The following is an 18,759-nucleotide window of genomic DNA, read 5'->3' on the forward strand; positions in this document are numbered from 1 at the left end:
AACCGAGGCGACCGCCCGCAGACCGGCGGTCGCCTCGTCAAGCGTGGTGACAGCTTACAAACGGCCATCCACCGCATCGCGCGGTAGCACGTATTTCACGTCATACAAGACGCTTTGCGGCTTGCCGAAAGCTCGGATGCCGGCACTGCCCAACTTGGCGAACTGTTGGTGACCCACCGCCACGATCACCGCGTCATACGTCGCCAGTGCCGGCTCATCGATGAGCTTGATGTCGTATTCGTGCGCGGCAGCCACGGGATCAACCCAGGGATCGAAGATCTCCACTTCGGCGTTGTAGCCGTGCAGCGCCTGCACGATATCGACCACGCGAGTGTTGCGCAGATCCGGGCAATTTTCCTTGAATGCCAGGCCAAGCATCAGGATGCGCGCGCGCACCGGATTGATGCCCTTGCACACCATCAACCGGATCACCTCGCCAGCGATGTACTCACCCATGCTGTCGTTGGTGCGCCGGCCCGCAAGGATCACGTCCGGGTGGTGACCCACTTCCTGCGCCTTGTGGGTCAGGTAGTACGGGTCCACGCTGATGCAATGGCCGCCGACCAGGCCGGGCCGGAACGGCAGAAAATTCCATTTGGTACCGGCCGCCTCCAGCACCTCCAGGGTGTCGATGCCAAGCTTGTTGAACAGCTTGGCCAGATCGTTCACCAGGGCGATGTTCAGATCGCGCTGGGTGTTTTCGATCACCTTGGCCGCTTCGGCCACTTTCAACGAGCTGGCCTTGTGCGTGCCGGCGGTAATGATCGAGCCGTACAGGGCGTCCACGAAGTCGGCTACCTCGGGGGTCGAGCCCGAAGTCACCTTGAGGATCGAGGTGACCCGGTGCAACTTGTCACCCGGATTGATTCGCTCGGGACTGTAGCCAGCGAAAAAGTCGCGGTTGTAGACCAGGCCAGAGACCCGCTCAAGAATCGGAACACAGACTTCCTCGGTGCAACCCGGGTAAACGGTGGATTCGTATACCACGATGTCGCCCTGCTTGAGCACCTTGCCCAGCGCTTCGCTGGCCTTGATCAGCGGGGTGAGATCCGGTCGCTTTGCGGTGTCGATCGGGGTTGGCACGGTGACGATGTAAACATGGCAGTCGCGGATATCGTCCAGCGCAGCGCTGAAGCTCAACCGCGACGCTTCGGCCAGTTCATGCGCATCGACTTCCAGCGTGTGGTCGACCCCACCGCGCAATTCCTCGACCCGTGCGGCGTTGATATCAAAGCCCACGGTGTCATAACGCTTGCCGAATTCCACTGCCAGCGGCAGTCCGACGTAACCCAGCCCTACAACGGCGATCGTGGTGTTTTCAAGTGATTGCATGTGACAAATCCAACGGTAGGTTTGCTTGCTTGATGTGGTGTGGAATCACGGCGGAGGACCCATGGAATTGCCACGACAATCCCGTAATCCGCCAGGGCGACAACGTTGCGGACAACATCGTGGTGATCCCGCGTGGAGACGGGACCACCACGATGTGAGGACGCTCAAGACTGATGCTACTTGGCTGATCCACCGGCGCCGCCCAGCTCGCGGTACAGCTTTTCTGCTGCCGCCTTGCCTTCGAAATCGGCGCCGGATTTTTGCAGTACCTCGAGCGTCGTTCGCGCGCCCGCTTTGTCACCCGTGCGCGCCTGAGCCACGGCCAGGTGATAGTGAATCGACGGCTCTTTGGGCGCCGCCTTGGCTGCCTGAACGAGAAGGGGCAACGCCTTCCCGACCTGATTGCCGGCAACCAGCGCCCACGCATAGGTGTCTTGCACGCTGGGCGAGGTCGGCGCCAGTTTATACGCGCGTTCGGCTAACTCCAGCGCCTTGGGATTGCCTTGCGCGGTATAGGCCCACGCCAGGTTGTTGAGTGCACCCACGTCGGAAGGATGGTCCTTGACGACACGCTCGTATTCCGTCACCGCCAGCGCGTTCTGCTTGTGGGTCAGGTAGTACTCAGCCAGCAGCGCCCGCGTGCCAGCATCATCCGGATGCTTGGCCAACCAGTCGCGCAGGACCGTTTGCGGCTCGCTGGAGCCATCCGCACTCATCGCCTGAAACACCTTGAGTACCAGTGGTCGCTCATATGCAATCTTCAAACCCTGCTGGTAGGCATTGACTGCTTCATGATGGGACTGGTTTGCCGTATACAGATCTCCTTCGAGCATGAAACCTGCAGCCTTGGTGGCAGGCTGCCCTTGCAGCGCGCGCGCCAGCGAGAGCGCACCGGGCATATCCTTGTTCTGCAACTTCACGAAGGCCAGCAAGTTCACCGCCTGAACCTGGCCGGGATCTGCCTTGATAACCTGCTCTAGATTGTCTTCGGCCTCCTTGGTGTTCTTGCCCAGAAGCTGTGCACGCGCTAGGTTGATGCGATACATCGGCGCCTGCGGAGCGAGCTTCACGGCCAGTTGCAGTGGCTTAAGTGCTTCGCTGGAATGGCCGGCATTGAGTTCCGCCGCACCTAGCGCATTCTGCGCGGCCGGGTTGTCAGGTTCGACATCCACCAGTCGCTTGGCGACACTCACCGCCTCGTCGAATTGACCCGTTCCGCTGTACAGCATCACCAGCCCGATGTACGCCGCCGGGGACTTTGGTGCTGCACCGATGGCCTGGTTGAACCACTTGATTGCAGCCGCCTTGTCGCCTTGCAACATGGCGAGCCGTGCCTGCGCCGTCATGGCGGTTTCGTTGGCGGGGTCCTGCTTCAAGACGCTGTCGTAACGACCGGCAGCATCCTTGTAGTTGCGTTCCAGCGAATCGAGGCTGCCCAGACTCAGAAGCGCGGCGATGTTCTTCGGGTCCAGTTTGTAAGCTTCGTCATACTGGACACGCGCCTTGGCGTGCTCGTTCGCCGCGACCAGTGCGGTTCCATAAACCAGATGCGCTGCACTGTCCTGCGGATGCGCGGAAACATAGTTGGCCGCGGCCTTGACCGCCTCGTCCGTGCGTTTCGAGCGCACATACGCCATGACCTGCAAGCTGTTGCGCCGCGCCTCAATGGCAGGATCACCTGCTGGAATCGCCTGCAGCAGACGCAATGCGGCTGCCCCGTCCCCGGACGCGATGGCTTGATCGACGTGTGCAAAGGCTTCGTCAGCGGGTGCGTTGGCAGCGACCGCAGGCACCTTGGCTGAGGAAGAAGCGATACCTTCGGCCGCCGCACTTTTCAACATGGTGAGCAGATCGGCATCGGATGGTGTGCCCTGCACGGCAGGCCGCAACATGCTCACGGCCTGGCTCGAACGCCCTTCGCGATAGAAGGTGAGCGCCAGCAAGCGGCGCGCTTCGAGATTGTCTGGCTTCAGGCCAATGATATTGCTGAGGTACATCTCGGCCTGACCATAGTTGCCCTGCGCGTAGTTCACCGCGCCCATGAGCATCTGCGCCTGGTCGTTATTGGGCGCACCCTTGAGTACCTGCTGCAATTGTGAAATGGCATCATCCAGATGCCCCTGCTTGTACAGAACCACCGCATGCAGGTAGTGCGGATAAGGCTGTCCAGGCGACATCTTTTCCAGTGTCTGGATGTTGCCTAGTGCTGCGTCAAGTTTGTCTTGCTGCGCCTGGGCATTGGCCAGACGCGTCAGCGCGTAGAAATGTTCCTGCGGCAACCAGTCCGCTTTTTTGAAGGCCAGTGCTTTCTGATAGTCCGCTTCGGCAGCCGCAAGTTGATGGGCGTCAAAGGCGAGGTCACCTTTCAGTACCCAGACCTGGGGGCTTTCGGGTGATGCGGCCAAGGCCTGCTGCACATAGTTGTCCGCAGCGGCCGGGTCACCGGCAATGGTGGCCAGCTTGGCTAGCCCCAACAGCGTTTCGGAGTCCTTCGGAGCAAGTGCCAGCGCCGCCTTGTAAGACTGCTCGGCCTGATCGAACTGCTTCAAGCCACGGTAGGCATCGCCCCGCAGTCGCAGCACATCCGTCTTGACCCCGGTGTCAGTCAGAGGTTCAGGCAACAGCGTCTTGAGCAACTGGTCGTATTGCTGGGTCACCAGCAACGCCTGTCCCATGGGCACCGCCCATTGGGTTTCCGGAACGCCATTGGCTTTGGCATTCTGCAGATCGTTCAAGGCGTCCTTCACATCGCCAAGCATCAGTGAAGCGCGACCCAGCAGCAGCCACGCCGCACCGTTCTTGTTGTCTTGCTGCAGGACTTTCTTGGCTTCGATGTAGGCAGCGCGGTACTTTCCTTCGGCCTGAGCCTTGGCACCTGCAGCCAGCCCGCCTTCCCGACCCGCCAGGCCGCAAGCACTCAACATCAGGCTCACGCAAAAGACCAGCAAGCCCTGATGGATGGCCTGGGTGTTCAACTTGATTTTGCGCATTCTCTCAACCCCTGTGGCACATCGAAACACGTGGAATCAATCGGCGTCTGCCGTCTTCTTCAAACCGTACTTTTCCAGCAGATCGTAAAGCGTCGGCCGGGTGATACCGAGCAATTCCGCGACGCGCGAGAGGTTACCGCCCGCCCTGGTCATGGCGTGCTGAATGGCCTGCTTTTCGGCGTCAACCCGCGCTTGGCGCAATGTCTGAAATTCTTCGCCACCGGCCGTCGCCAGGTGCAACTCGGCCAGCCCGATTTGATGGGTATCAGCCATGATGACCGCGCCGTTCACCGCATTTTCCAGCTCGCGCACATTGCCAGGCCAGGGATGCGCTTCAATCGCCTTGAGTGCCTTGGCGGAAAAGCCACGAATCGTGCGGCCATGGCGAGTGGCTGCCTGCGCCAGGAAATGGCGAGCAAGCAGCGCCGCGTCACCGACGCGGTCCCGCAGCGGCGGCAAGCGGATGCTGACTTCACTGACGCGGTAGAACAGATCCTCGCGGAAGCGCCCTTGCTGGATCAGCGCGCGCAAGTCGTGGTGAGTGGCGCAAATGATCCGGATATCCACCGGGATCGACTCGCGCCCGCCGATCCGCTCAATCACCCGCTCCTGCAGAAAACGCAAAAGCTTGGCCTGAAGCGCCGGCGGCATGTCGCCAATCTCGTCGAGCAACAAGGTTCCATTGACGGCCAGCTCGATCTTGCCCTTGGTCTGCTTGTGGGCGCCGGTGTAGGCACCTTTTTCGTAGCCGAACAATTCGGCTTCCAGCAACGGCTCGGGAATCGCCGCGCAGTTGATCGCCACGAACGGACCATCGCGCCGCGAACTCAGTCGATGCAAGGCGCGTGCGAACAACTCCTTGCCGGTACCGGTCTCCCCGAGCAGCATGACGGTAGCGTTCGAGGGGCCGACTTTTTCTACCAGTCGACACGCAGTCGCCATGACTTCACTGCTGCCGATGATCCCCTCCAGCAGGGTACTCGACTGGGTTTTGAGCGCGCGGTTCTCGGCCTCCAGTTGGTGCATCCGAAAGGCCCGACTCACCAGCAGGCGCAGCACTTCCAGATCCAGTGGCTTGGAGCAAAAGTCGAACGCACCGCAGCCGATCGACTTGACCGCATTGTCGCGGTCGCCGTTGCCGGTGACCACAATGACCTTGGTGTGTGGCGCCTGTTGCAGAATTTCCGCCAGCGTGGCGAACCCTTCGCTGGTTCCACTCGGATCGGGCGGCAACCCAAGATCCTGCAGCACCACGGCCGGCTGGTGACGAAGCATCAGGTCCAGTGCCGACGCCCGGTCACTGGCAAAGACAACGTTGTAGTCCTCGAAGCTCCAGCGCAACTGGGTTTGCAGGCCGGTGTCGTCTTCGACGATCAACAAATAGCCCTGTGGCGTACTCATGAAGTTGCCGCCAGCGGGCCTGGCCGCAGCGAATTTTCATCACGGTCAGCCAGCGGCAAGCGAATAGTGAACACCGTGCCCTGACCTGGCACGCTTGCCACGCTCACCGCGCCGCCCAGCGAACGCACGTATTCGCGCGCCTGATACGCACCGACACCCATACCCTTGCTCTCCTTGGTGGAGAAAAATGGCTTGAACAGCCGATCGCGGATGAATTCCTCGTCCATACCTGCCCCATCGTCCTCAATCTCGATCGCTGCATCCCCCGCCACACGTTTCAGCGTCAACGTCACATGGCCGTGGGCTTGCGCCGCGTCCTGAGCGTTACGCAGTACATGTCCCAGCACCGTGGCGAACTGTTCCGGGTCCGCCTGCACCCAGAGCCTTTCCTGCGCGGGCTCATACGTCGGCCGCGGCAACTGCGCCTGACATTCGGCAAGCGCCTTGTCGATCACCACATCCAGCTGCACGCGAGCCAGCGTGGCAGGCGTCACGCCTCCGCGCAACTGCTCAAGCAGTCGTGAAATGCGACCTACCGCATTTGCCACCGTGGTGAGCATGTCGTCGACGAACGCCGGGTTGCGCTTGTGCCGTTCGGCGTTCTGCAGCAGCAGCGATTGCTGGGCGGCAACATTCTTCAGATCGTGCATCAAAAAGGCAGTAAGTCGATTGAAGCCCTCGAATTGACGCGCCTCGGCGAGGCTGCGCGCATTCATGGCCTGCGCCAGCGTGCCGCTCACTTGACTACCAGCCGCCCGCACCAGGTCGATGTCCTCCCAATCGAAGCTTCGTTTGGCGCGCGCCTGCGCCAGCACCACCAGGCCAACCAGCCGCTGCTCCTGCACCAGCGGAACCAGCAGCCAGACACGTGGCAACGCCTGCAGCTCGGCTGGTGCACGCAGCTTCGCCTCACCCAGGGGCGGTGCATCATCCAGGTTGTAGATCCACTGGCGCTCACGCATGAACTCGAGCGCCGGCAGTTCGGTGGAAAGCTTCAAGTCGGCGGGTACCGGCATGTTCCAGCGGGCCTCCGGCACAAGCTGACCCTCGTCATCGCAGATCAGCAACGCACCCGCCGGGCTGTCCAGAATCTGCGCCAGCGCGCGAACCGCACGCAGCGGCAATTCGGTATCGCTGGCCGACAGCGTGGTGGTCAGACGCAGCCATTCCTCGCGATAGTCATAGCGAAAGCTGAAGAAATTCTTGTGCAGGAACACGCGCAGACGCGAGCGCGCCTGTCCGGAAGACGCGATCAACAACACCGACAGCAGTGCGAAGCAGGCCAGCGTAATCTCCGCCACGCGCCCCCAATCGCCGCCGTACAGGCGTACGTAATACCCGCCCATCGCCGTGGCAATGATGTAGAACGCGACCACCAACAGGCTGGTGGAATAGAACACCACGCGCCGAGACACCGCGACCTCCAGCGACCACACCGGGTTGCGCGCCGCCGCCACCAGTAACAGCGGTACCAACGTGGCAACGATGAAGCCGCGAGCTGCCCAGGCGCTCAGATTGAAGCGCTGATACAGCACCGCGTAGGAATACAAAAAAATGTCATAAGCGAACATCACGCCAAGGGCGATGACCAGAAACTTCATCGCCCAGCGGCGTTCCGGGCTGATATTTCGGTAAATCTGCTCAAGAAACACCACGCCAATCAGCGCCAGTACCAACATGCCAACCAGCGGCAAACTGATAGTGAACGGCAGCGCCGCCGAGCGCGCCAGGCTCGTCCCCGGCAACACACAGTAAAGCGCGAGTGCAACCCACAATACGTGTGCAGTAATACGCAAACCGCGCAGCAAACCGGCCATCGGCGATGCGCCGAACAAAGCGCTCAAAAATACCAACCAGGCGCCGTAACGCAGAACCTCGGCCAGCATGACCCAGCTGATCGCCACCGTGCGCTGCCATTCTGCGTAGGCCAGAAACACACCCCAAGCAGTCATGGCCAGGGCGGCCACAACCAGCAGGGCGCCGGTGCGCTGGCCGCGCCAGCTGACGCCGAGCAAGACCGATCCCACCAGAAACGCGGCTGCGGCGATCAAGTAACTGGCAATGACGATGACGTGCATGGTTTGTCGCCCCTGTCGCGCAGCCTGCTGCCTGCATTCAACCGGCAACGCCCCAAGGATTCGGGCGTTGCCGGCAGCCATCACACGGCGGCGCCGGACTCGACCACCGCTTCGGCAGCCAGCGGTGGCTCAACGCACAGGCGGCGACGTATGTCGGCTGCCACGCGCGATGCGGTATGACCATCCCAAAGCTCGGGCTTGCGGCCATGTGCTTCGTGACCTGCAAGAATCTGGTCCACGGCCGACCCCAGCGTGCTGACCGTCACCAGTTGGTTGGTGCCTTCGGTAATGGTGATCGGTCGCTCAGTGGTGGTGCGCAAGGTCAGGCAGGGTATGCCCAGATAGGTGGTCTCTTCCTGGACGCCACCAGAATCCGTGATGGTCAAACGCGCTCCACAAACCAGGTTCATGAAATCCACGTAGCCGAGTGGCTCGACCAGCTGCACGCCGGGCGCCTTCGACAGGCTTGCCCATAGCCCAAAGGCTTCAAGATTCTTGCGCGTGCGTGGGTGCACCGGGAATACCAGCGGTAGCCTGCTCGCCATGTCGGTCAATTGATTGACCAGCGCGGTGAGTGGCTCGCGCTCATCGACATTCGACGGCCGATGCAAGGTCACCACCGCGTATTCGTGATTCTTCAATCCAAGCCGCTGGCGCTCGCCGCTGGCCTCGATGCGCTCGCGCATCAACTCGTAGGAGTCGATCATGATGTTGCCAACCCGCGTGAACTTCTCCGGCGCCACACCCTCAGCGGTGAGATTCTCGTCGGCGTCGGGCGAGGGCGTCCACAGAATGTCGGCGATCGCATCGGTCACCAGGCGGTTGATCTCCTCGGGCATACGCCGGTCGCGGCTGCGCAAACCAGCCTCAAGATGTGCCACCGGTATATGCAACTTGGTACCCACCAGGGCGCAGGCAACGGTGGCATTGACGTCACCGACCACCACGATCAGATCCGGCCGCTCCGCGAGACAGGCCGTTTCATAGGCAAGCATCACGTTCGCCGTCTGCACGGCGTGGCTGCCGCTGCCCACACCAAGGTGCAGATCGGGCGACGGCAAACCCAGATCGTCAAAGAAGGCCTTGGACATGTTGTGATCGTAGTGCTGGCCGGTATGCAGCAGGCGCACTTCGCACCACGGTTGCGCGTGCAACTCATGAAAGAGCGGCGCAACCTTCATGAAATTGGGCCGCGCGGCCGCAATCAAATCAATCCTTAGCCGCTGCATGACGAAGCATCTCCCTTCAGTTTCAAATCGCATTCAGTGTAACAGTCAGCTTGTCTGCGGCAGGCTTTTTTGCCATCGCCGGAAGCTGCAGGCGAAGCCATCCGGAAGCTGTGGTCGGATGTTCATGGAGCCCAGGCAAGACAGAGAAAAAATTGGCCCGCCACAAGGGCGGGCCAATTCATATTCGTGCAGCGTTTGCAGGTTGCAAGTTCGCAACCGCTACCTGATTCAGGCATTTTCGCGGCGGCGACGCAGCCCGGCGAACAGGCCGATCAGCAAGGCGCCCGCGCCAAACATGCCCAACGCGCCCGGCTCCGGTACGGGGTGAACAGACTCCACCATGACCACAAAGTCGTTGTAGTCGAAGTCGGTACCGTCTTCCCACGCCTGCAGGTATTCGCCCGGAGTGAACCAGCCATGGGTCAGCGCGATCTTGTTCGATCCGTCGCCTGCGTAGGTCACGACACGCGGGGTGCCGTTGCTGTTCAGCGATTTGTCGGAGTAATAAAAGGTGTTTCCAACCTGCAGGTAGTAACCGAAAAGATTGCCGCTGTTGAAGGTGGCTACGGCGTGGCCGCTTGACGGGTCCAGCGGGTTCGAGGACGCGTAATACGTTGCAGCAAAGCCACCGGCGCCATTGGTTTTCAGCGACGTGGTGTAACCAGCCGCACCACCATTGAACAGCATGAGCTTGTTGTTGACGTCAGTCGGGTCAAAAATGCCGTACTGCAGGGTCGACGCGTTGCCCGTCAGGGTCAGCATGACCGTGTTTTCGCTGCCGCCGGTGCCACCAACACTCCAGTAGCTCGACGGATTCAGCTGCTGCGTATACGGGTTGATGCCGTTGCCCGCGGAAAAAATGCTGCCATGGGTGCCCGCGGCACCGAGCGACTGTTCCAACGTCGCCTCGCCATAAGCGTTGGTCGTGGCGATGCAAGTGGGCTGGCCGTGGAACCCCATCGGGCACATCGAGGCAAAAGCTTGGGACGCGAACAGACTTGCAGCAGCCAGCCCTGCGAGTCCGAGATATTTGATGGTCTTCATGACATGACACCTGTAAAAAAAGTGATGCAAACATATGGATTGCCAAAGCCCTAAAGCAATGCTCGTGCCATACATTCAACTTATTGTTTTACAGCGATATTATCTTCCGACATCCCCCGATCATGGCCGGGTGTGTAAAAAATATCGACGGTGATTCAAGGTCAGGTCTGTTCAATTTGCAGCGCTTCCTTCCCCCTGCCTTGTGCGTACCGCCTGATACCCACCACGAGCCTGGCAAGCGGGTCTCCGTTCCCGGTGCATGAATGCCTCCCACAGGAAGTGCAACGGAATCACGGCGTCCATTGGGCACGCCCTGACCAGCCTGATCGGCAGGCGTTATCTGCAAGCGGGATGCAACCTGGCGGGCAGGCAGTAGAAGGTGGCCACGCAAGAGCGCCATAAGTGTGCATGCCCAGCTCCATTCGTCCGCCGGCCTTTTCACCGGAAGGCGCGTTACCAAGGACACGCAGAAACAGCCGGGTCATCAGCCAGGCGAAGCTTCTTCGCTGCACGTGGCGCATGACATAAGCACGCAGGGCACGGACTGGGCAGCGTCGCCGCCAGGCAGTAAACGCTCCACAACGTATCGGTATTTAGCGGAAATCTCTTCGCCGAAACACCGTCGATATGGCAAGCATCGCGGCGTGCAGGCCCGCCATCGTCAACACGAACCAGACGCGCAGCGCCCCGAACCAGCAGCTCGGCGGTCTTGACGAAGCAAGCGTCGAAGACTCACGGGCAGGGCAATTCCGGCTTGAGCCAGCAACGCGCCCCTGCTGCGGATAGCCGCTCAGCCCCGATCGGCTTCGTGGACGGACCTGCATCACATTTCCGAACCATCCAGTACCGCCTTGTGACGAGCAGCACATCGCCGGCATGAATGTCAAGGGTACCTTGCATCCACGGTGACAACGGAGACAGCCGGCGCCAACGCCGCTCCGACATCGCACCGATACACCTCGAACAAAGTCATGTGATCCAGCACGGGTCACGAACAGTTGCAGCCAGTTAGCCGGACTTCGCATCGGATGCGCTTCCAGCCACCCCATCGATGCGGAATCAGAGAACACGGCAATGAAGACAAATCTACAATCACAACTACCAGCGCGCGGATATCGGCACCTGCGGGCCACCAAAACATTGATGAGCGCATCCGTCGCGTTGGCCTTGCTCATCGGCGCACCATCGCTTTACGCAGCGACGGTGGTGACGAACAACGTCGTCAGCCAGGCCTCGCAGGCGCAGAACAACGTACCGGTCACCTTTGGCCAGGTGTTCAAGGCGGGTGACGTGCCTGCCGGCACCACGCTGACCGCCAGCATCAACGGCCAGCCGGTCACCCTGCAAGTCGATAGCAAAGCAACCAACCCGGACGGTAGCCTGCGCCACGCGGTGCTGACGGCAATCGTTCCGTCGCTGCAGGGAAGCGCATCGCAAGCGCTGACGCTTGCTTCGACAGCCAGCCCTGCCCGGCAGAGCGCATCCATCGCGCTGTCGCAACTGCTCGCCACCAACTACGACGCCCAAGTTGCACTAACCGTCAACGGCCAACCGTACACCGCCAGCGCACGCAAGCTATTGCAAACAGCCGCCAGCGCCAATGCATGCGCGTCGTGGAATACGCAGTGCAACTTGTGGCTATCCGGCCCACTGGCCAGCGAGTGGGTCGTGAACGGTCTGGTGACCGCCGCCGATGGCACGCCCAATCCCAACCTGCGTATCTACTTTTCCGTACGTGCCTATGCCGGCACTTCGCCCGGTAGCGTGGGTGACGTGCGCACCGACATCATTGTGGAGAACACCTCGGCCTTTGCACCGCAGGCCCAGCCGCAATACACCGCCACCCTGACCTCCGGCAGCGCCAGCTACACCAGCCCCGCACTCACCCAATATGCCTACACGCGCTGGCACAAGCAGCTGTGGTGGAACAACGTCCAGCCGCAGGTCTATCTGCAGCAGGACACGCAGTACATCCAGGCAAGCAAGGCCGTGTCGCGCTACATGCCGTTGACGCCTGACGAATCATTCCTCGCCGGACTGCGGCAGTCCTGTGCACCGCTGGACAACTGCGATCAGACCAAAACCATGGCGAACACCGGCGCGCAGGCGTCGATAGGTCCGCTGCCACGCTGGACCAGTGTCTATATCGTCCACCCCGATGTTCGTGCTTACAACTGGATGCTGGCCAATACCGACGCGCTGGGCGCATACAGCATCCACTATCGCGACCAGACGACTGGCTTGCCAGTCAGTATCCAGAAACATCCTTACGTCACCGTTGCCGACTGGTCATGGGCGAATCAGGCATCGGCCGAAAAGAGTACGAAGGGCGCGGCCTACAAAGCGGATCTATTGCAAAACTGCTTCAACAACGCCGTGATCAGCAGCTGCCTGGCGGGTTCGTACGGAACGGGAAATCCCAACGTGTGGGACGACGCGCACCAACCAGCGGCAGCGTATGTTCCCTACATGGTCACGGGCGATTACTACTACATGTCGGAGCTCGCTTTTGGTGCGTCACACAACGAACTCTGGTCGAACGAAACCTATCGCGGATTTTCCCAAGGCCTGATCGACGGACCCCATGGTCAAGTACGGGGCAAGGCCTGGGTGCTGCGTGAGATGGCCGATGCCGCATGGCTGTTGCCCGATAGCCACCCCTTGCAAAGGGAGTTCACTACTAACGTCGAGAACTCCCTCGCCGACTGGAATACGAAATACACCGGCAATCCGAACGCCAATCCGCTTGGTGTGATGACCGGTGGCACCGTTTACAGCATGAACGGCGGCCACTCCAACGGCATGGCACCCTGGCAGCACAACTTCCTGACCTGGTCGGTCGGGCATGCAGCCGAACTGGGCTTCACCGGTGCGCCGGAGTTTCGCAACTGGCTGGCAAAGTTCGAGATAGGGCTGATGACCGACTGGCAGCACAACAACGGTGGTTATTGCTGGCTGGATGCCTCGGCTTACAACATCCAGGTCAAAGACTCCTCCGGTAACTGGCTGCCTTCGTATACCGCGGCCTATGCTGCAACTTATCCAACCCTCAAAGCCCTGACCTGCAACTCGCCGGCCATGGTGGCGGCACTCGGCAGCTTGACCGGCAGGACCCTGCAGTCCAACGAAATGACCGGGTACCCGGCCGAAAACACCGGATTCCCTGCCAATTTTCAAATTGGCGTCGCGACCGCAGCCGATAGTGAGTTGCCAGACGCGCACGCCGCGTGGACCCTGTTTGATTCGCGCAGCGTAAAGCCGTCCGGAGCTGGCTCTTATAACAACTTCCCCAACTTTGCTGTGATACCGCGTTTCGCAACCTCCGCCAGCGCTGATACACCTCCTGCCCCAAATCCGACACCACCCACATTCACTCCACCCACACCTCCGGCCCAGCCGACCACCCCGCCACCATCCACCACGCCAAGCGGCCTCGTGCAAACGCTCACCGCCAGCGAGAAGGTGATCGTTGTTGGTGACACGTTCACTGTCGCCGGAGCGCTCAATTATCCTGACGGAACAACCAAACCAGTCAGTGCGTATCGCATGTATGGATACAACACGGGGATCGTGAGTTCTGCAAATAGCTACAGCACCACATTCGTCGCGCACGCCGTTGGCACCACCACCATCAGCAACGACAATGGCGGCGTTACTGGGCATCTGACTATCACAGTCGTGGCAGCTGCGAGCCTCCCGGCCGTTCCACCCAGCTTGATTGGACAGACCATCACGATCAGCAAGCAAGTGATCCATGTTGGCGATACGTTCACCGTGACAGGGCTGCTCAATTACAGCGATGGCAGCACTAAACCAGTCTCTGGCTACCGCTTGTACGGTTTCGATAGCAAGGTCGTCAGCACACCAACCAGTTACACCACTACGTTCGTCGCTCGTGCAGCTGGCACCACCATCATCAACAACGACAATGCCGGCCGCACGGGGCACACCAGCGTCACCGTCTTGCCGGCAGGAGTTTGACCACGCCCCAAGAGGAAATTCATTGGGGTAAATCCCAGGCACCACCCAAACCGTTTGCTGCCATCTGAGCCTTTACCTGCAACGTCAGCCAAATAGCTTTAACTCTTGCAGGCGGGTTCAAATTTTCCAAAGTGCGCCCTTTCGAGGGCGCACTTTGCGTTTGCCGTCGGCAACCACACGGAGTCTGGCAATGACCAATTCAGTGTAGTGAGCCACGCTGCCAGGTTGCAGCCACCCGGCTCGCGTTAGCCGATGTGGTGATACCGCTTGCTCCCGGCATCCTCCTCTCAGGCAGGACTTCGCACCTGAAACCCCTGTTTCCCCGTCTCGATCCGCTGAACAACCTCGCGCCCGCGTGCAGGCGATCGACCGTAACTTGTGAAGCTACCGCGAAGCTGCGAGAGTTTTCGTCTGGAACCGTTGCGCGCGCCCCCGGCTGGGCGACAACAAGCTTTCGACAAAACAGCTGCAACGTCTCATTGGCAGCATGTTTCAATGGCCGCGTTGGCGTAACCACACCATCAGGCAAGCTGATATCGAAGCAGTTCACAAGAGCTGGGAGCGGCGAGCTGAAATGGATACGATGAACAGAAAGGCATTCATTACCGGCGCTTGCGGCGCGTTGCTTCTGGCTGCGGCGCAGGCCTGCTCAACGACAGTCGTGACGAACAACGTGGTGAGTCAGACATCGCAAGCACAAAGCAATGTCTCGGTCACCTTCGGCCAGGTGTTCAGGGCTGGTGACGTGCCACGGGGCATGACTCTAGCCGCCACCGTCAATGGCCAAGCGGTGGCATTGCAAGTGGATGCCAAAGCGAAGAATCCTGATGGAAGTTTGCGTCACGCGGTACTGACGGCGAGGGTTCCATCACTAACAGGCAAAGCCAGATTGCCTTTGACGCTTTCCGCCCAGGCCGCACCGGCAGTGACTGAACATGCTGAGCCGGTCGCCTTGGCGCAACTGCTCGCAACAAGTTACAACGCCAAGGTTGCCTTCAACATCGGTGGCACAAGCTACACATCGGACGCACGCTCTCTACTGCAGACAGCCAGCAAGACACATCCGTGCAAACCGTGGAACAACCAGTGCAACCTGTGGCTTTCCGGGCCTCTGGCCAGCGAGTGGGTGGTGAACGGCGTAGCGACTGGCGCTGACGGAGCGCCCAACCCGGCCCTGCGGGTCTACTTCGCGATACGTGCCTATGCGGGTACCACGCCAGGCACCGTGGGCAATGTGCGCACGGACATCATTGTCGAGAACACGTCGGCGTTTGCGCCCCAAGCGCAACCGCAGTACACCGCCACATTGACCTCGGGAAGTGCGAACTACACCAGCCCGGCGCTCACGCAATACGCCTACACGCGCTGGCACAAGCAGCTGTGGTGGAACAACGAGCAGCCACAGGTCTATCTGCAGCAGGACACGCAGTACATCCAGGCGAGCAAGGCCGTATCCCGCTACATGTCACTGACGCCCGATGAAAAGTTTCTCGCGACATTGCGGCAAACCTGCGCACCGCTAGACCACTGCGACCAGACCAAAGCCATGGCCAACACCGGCGCACAGGCTTCGATCGGTCCGTTGCCGCGCTGGACCAGCGTCTACATCGTCTATCCTGACACTCGCGCCTACCACTGGATGCTGGCCAATACGGATGCACTGGGCAGCTACAGCAGTCACTACCGCGACGAGAAAACGGGGTGGCCGGTCAGCATTCAGAAGCATCCGTATGTCACCGTGATGAATTGGTCTGGAGCCCATCAGATCGCGGGACAAAGTGGGCCAGAGAGTGCGGCGTACAAGGCGGATACCTTGCAGAACTGCGTCAACAACGCCGTGGTCAGCAAATGCTCCACCGCGTGGTATGGCACAGGAAATCCCAATGTATGGGACGACGCACACCAACCATCGGGTGCGTATGTGCCCTACATGGTGACCGGTGACTATTACTACATGTCGGAGCTTGCCTTCGACGCGTCATACAACGCGCTCTGGTCCAATGAGGCGTATCGAGGCTTTTCGAAGGGCTTGATCGATGGCGCACACGGCCAAGTCCGCGGGAAAGCCTGGGTGCTGCGGGAAATAGCTGATGCAGCCTATCTGCTTCCAGACAGCCATCCTTTGCAGCCGGAATTTGTGGCTGAGGTCGAGAACTCACTCGCCGACTGGAATACGAAATACACCGATAATCCGAACGCCAATCCACTAGGACTGATGAAAGGTGGCGCCGTGTATGGCGTGCACGGCGGCAGCAGCAACGGCATGGCGCCCTGGCAACACAACTTCCTCACCTGGTCGGTTGGGCATGCCGCTGAACTCGGCTTCACCGGCGCGGAAACATTCCGCAACTGGTTAGCGCAGTTCGAGGTTGGGTTGATGACCGACTGGCAGCACACTAGCGGTGGCTACTGCTGGCTACAGGCATCCTCCTACAACATCCAGGTCAAAGACGCTGGAGGCAACTGGTTGCCGTCGTACAGCGCAGTTTATGCCGCATCCTTTCCAACGCTTTCCGGCCTCACCTGCAACTCGCCACCCATGCTGGGAGAGCTTGAGAAGTTGCGGAAGAGGCCAGCAAAGTCCGGTGAAATGTCCGGCTATGCTTATTCCAACACGGGATTTCCGGCGAATTTCCAGATCGGCGTTGCCACCGCCGCCGATAGCGGGTTACCAAACGCACACGCGGCTTGGGCGCTGTTTGATTCCCGCAGCGTCAAGCCCTTGGGTAGTGATGCCTACAACAACTATCCCAACTTCGCGCTGCTCCCTCGCTCAGTGCAACCTTGACGTCGCAACTGCCTGGTCACCTTCAGCGCACTTCACTTAAAACAAGACATCTAATGTGACTTGTCGCGATTCGGTAGGCTCGGTCAAGGTGCAGCCCCGCCTTGCAGAGCGCGGCGATGAATGCATTGAATTGAGACACTTGACCCTGCCATAGTCAGGTCCGCCCACCGCTCCCTGGCATGCCCTGCAAGCCATCTCCATAAAATCGACGCGGTAGCCGATGCATGTCAAAATTCCCAACTTGTGATTTGAGCTCGGGTTCCCGCCAAAGATAGGATGCGCAGCCTGACGTTTTGGCTGTCTGCACAGGGCGGAAATCCATCTCGGATATCCAGTCAGACACACCCACGTGCCAAGTTGGACTTATTTCGAATGACTCTACGTAATGACGTCCTTCATTCGATGAAGTGGCTGGCCGGTGTACGCTTCGCCGGCCAGTTCATCGCATGGGCAATAACACTGGTCGTAATCCGCATCCTCAAGCCGTCCGACTATGGCTTGATGGCGATCGCCGAAGTATTGATCGGTTTTGCGGCGCTGTTCCAGGAACTGGGCCTGTATTCGGCCATGGTCCAGAAGCGCGACTTGACTGAACGTCAGGTCGAGCAGGCATTCGGGTTTCTGATCATCGCCAATACCGGCATCTACGTGCTGCTGTTTGCCATGGCCCCGCTGCTTGCGGCTTTCTTTGATGATCCACGCCTCACCAATATCGTGCGTGTGCTTGGCATCCAGTTTCCACTGGCATCCATCGGTGTTGTGCAGGATGCCATGCTCAGTCGCAGCATGCGTTTCAAGCAGAAGTCGCTTGCCACCCTTGCCATCACTCTCGTCAACGGCATCACAACGCTTGGTTTTGCACTGGCAGGCGCAGGGGTTTGGGCGCTCGTATATGGCAGCCTCGCAGGGTCTCTGATACGTCCCGTCGCGCTAAGCCTGGCAGCTCGACATTGGTGTCGACCGAGGTTTTCTCGTGCTGGCATGGCAGAAATGCTGAATTTCGGTGGCTTCATCACGGCCAGTGGTTTCATTTGGTATGTGTATTCGCAGTCGGACGTTTTCATCATTGGAAAAGTGTTGGGCAAGGAGATTCTTGGCTTCTACTCCATCGCCATGCAGTTGGCGTCGCTGCCCCTGCAAAAGATCGGGGAGACTCTCAATCAAGTCGGGCTTGCCGCGTATTCCTCCATCCAGCACGACATGGCCGCGATACGCTTTCATTACCTGAAGGTACTCAGGCTTCTCAATTTCTTTGGCTTTCCCATATTCTGGGGTCTTTCAAGCATTGCCCCGGAACTGGTTTCCGTCGTGTTGGGCGCGCGCTGGGAGCGCGCGGTGATCCCCTTGCAGCTCTTGAGTCTGGTCATGCCGTTGCGACTCGCCGGTCACAGTGGCTCACCGTTGTCAGCTATCGGGAAGCCGCAAGTCGGTACGCTGAACCACCTCATTGCCTTGATTCTGATGCCGCCGGCATTCTTAATCGGTGCCTATCTTGATGGCTTGGTCGGCGTCTCCATGGCGTGGGTAGTCATGTTCCCCATTGTCACGTTGATCCGACTGCGTTTTTCGTTGCGTCCGTTAAGTTTGAACAACCGTGATTACTTCAAAACCATGGCAGCGCCGGCAGCCGCTAGTGCTGTCATGTACATCATGGTCATTCTCGCCCGCCACACGATTGTTGATCATCTAGCCAGCCCAGCCATAGGACTGGCGTTTCTGGTCGCGACCGGCGCGGTGGTCTACTGTGCATACATGTGGTTGTTCCACCGCAAAGACTGCCGCGAAATCATTGCGCTGACCAAAAGGTGATCGTTATGTATGCCTATAAGGCTGTGCGACCGTTTTACCGGACAGATATTCCGTGACCGTCGAGCGAGCGTATCGCCACGATCCCGCTAACCCAACGTACATCCTTG

Annotated in this window: 9 protein-coding genes; 3 read left to right on the forward strand and 6 right to left on the reverse strand. The window is 59.8% G+C overall.

All coding sequences use genetic code 11. The annotated features are described in order from the left end of the window. Positions 1-54: 54 nt before the first annotated feature. The 6 genes from tviB to PY254_RS01395 all read right to left on the reverse strand — a co-directional run bounded on the left by tviB (position 55) and on the right by PY254_RS01395 (position 10,074). Positions 55-1,332: a Vi polysaccharide biosynthesis UDP-N-acetylglucosamine C-6 dehydrogenase TviB gene (gene tviB, locus PY254_RS01370; protein ID WP_281013697.1), complete on the reverse strand. Its 1,278-nt coding sequence runs from the start codon at positions 1,330-1,332 to the stop codon at positions 55-57. A 176-nt stretch (positions 1,333-1,508) separates the two neighbouring features. Further along, a complete protein-coding gene (gene prsT, locus PY254_RS01375; protein ID WP_281013698.1) occupies positions 1,509-4,322 on the reverse strand; it encodes an XrtA/PEP-CTERM system TPR-repeat protein PrsT in 2,814 nt (937 codons plus the stop codon). Positions 4,323-4,358: 36 nt separating this feature from the next. Beyond that, positions 4,359-5,723 carry a PEP-CTERM-box response regulator transcription factor gene (prsR, locus tag PY254_RS01380; RefSeq protein WP_281013699.1) on the reverse strand — a complete coding sequence of 455 codons (1,365 nt, stop codon included), beginning with the start codon at positions 5,721-5,723 and terminating at the stop codon, positions 4,359-4,361. Continuing rightward, entirely contained in the window at positions 5,720-7,801 is a 2,082-nt protein-coding gene (prsK, locus tag PY254_RS01385) for an XrtA/PEP-CTERM system histidine kinase PrsK (protein ID WP_281013700.1), read from the reverse strand. The genes prsR and prsK overlap by 4 nt, the downstream gene beginning before the upstream one ends. Positions 7,802-7,881: 80 nt before the next feature. After that, a complete protein-coding gene (gene wecB, locus PY254_RS01390) occupies positions 7,882-9,063 on the reverse strand; it encodes a non-hydrolyzing UDP-N-acetylglucosamine 2-epimerase (protein ID WP_281013701.1) in 1,182 nt (393 codons plus the stop codon). Between the two features lie 195 nt (positions 9,064-9,258). Further along, entirely contained in the window at positions 9,259-10,074 is an 816-nt protein-coding gene (locus tag PY254_RS01395) for a PEP-CTERM sorting domain-containing protein (RefSeq protein ID WP_281013702.1), read from the reverse strand. Between the two features lie 1,161 nt (positions 10,075-11,235). On the opposite strand from PY254_RS01395, the gene PY254_RS01400 reads away from it, so the two are divergent. From PY254_RS01400 to PY254_RS01410, 3 genes are all read left to right on the forward strand, one after another. Next, positions 11,236-14,055 carry a hypothetical protein gene (locus PY254_RS01400; RefSeq protein WP_281013703.1) on the forward strand — a complete coding sequence of 940 codons (2,820 nt, stop codon included), beginning with the start codon at positions 11,236-11,238 and terminating at the stop codon, positions 14,053-14,055. A 487-nt stretch (positions 14,056-14,542) separates the two neighbouring features. Beyond that, the gene (locus PY254_RS01405; protein WP_281013704.1) at positions 14,543-16,843 is read left to right on the forward strand and encodes a hypothetical protein; all 2,301 of its coding nucleotides are present in this window, start codon (positions 14,543-14,545) and stop codon (positions 16,841-16,843) included. Positions 16,844-17,245: 402 nt separating this feature from the next. Beyond that, the gene (locus PY254_RS01410; RefSeq protein WP_281013705.1) at positions 17,246-18,652 is read left to right on the forward strand and encodes a lipopolysaccharide biosynthesis protein; all 1,407 of its coding nucleotides are present in this window, start codon (positions 17,246-17,248) and stop codon (positions 18,650-18,652) included. Positions 18,653-18,759: the final 107 nt, after the last annotated feature.

It is taken from the genome of Rhodanobacter sp. AS-Z3 (assembly GCF_029224025.1).
GTDB lineage: Bacteria > Pseudomonadota > Gammaproteobacteria > Xanthomonadales > Rhodanobacteraceae > Rhodanobacter.

What these genes read in the sequence shown, in the direction of transcription:
- PY254_RS01405 (WP_281013704.1), top strand. Translation starts at nt 14,543, where the DNA reads ATGTTTCAATGGCCGCGTTGGCGTAACCACACCATCAGGCAAGCTGAT.
- prsT (WP_281013698.1), bottom strand. Translation starts at nt 4,322, where the DNA reads ATGCGCAAAATCAAGTTGAACACCCAGGCCATCCATCAGGGCTTGCTG.
- PY254_RS01410 (WP_281013705.1), top strand. Translation starts at nt 17,246, where the DNA reads ATGAAGTGGCTGGCCGGTGTACGCTTCGCCGGCCAGTTCATCGCATGG.
- PY254_RS01395 (WP_281013702.1), bottom strand. Translation starts at nt 10,074, where the DNA reads ATGAAGACCATCAAATATCTCGGACTCGCAGGGCTGGCTGCTGCAAGT.
- wecB (WP_281013701.1), bottom strand. Translation starts at nt 9,063, where the DNA reads ATGCGATTTGAAACTGAAGGGAGATGCTTCGTCATGCAGCGGCTAAGG.
- prsR (WP_281013699.1), bottom strand. Translation starts at nt 5,723, where the DNA reads ATGAGTACGCCACAGGGCTATTTGTTGATCGTCGAAGACGACACCGGC.
- tviB (WP_281013697.1), bottom strand. Translation starts at nt 1,332, where the DNA reads ATGCAATCACTTGAAAACACCACGATCGCCGTTGTAGGGCTGGGTTAC.
- prsK (WP_281013700.1), bottom strand. Translation starts at nt 7,801, where the DNA reads ATGCACGTCATCGTCATTGCCAGTTACTTGATCGCCGCAGCCGCGTTT.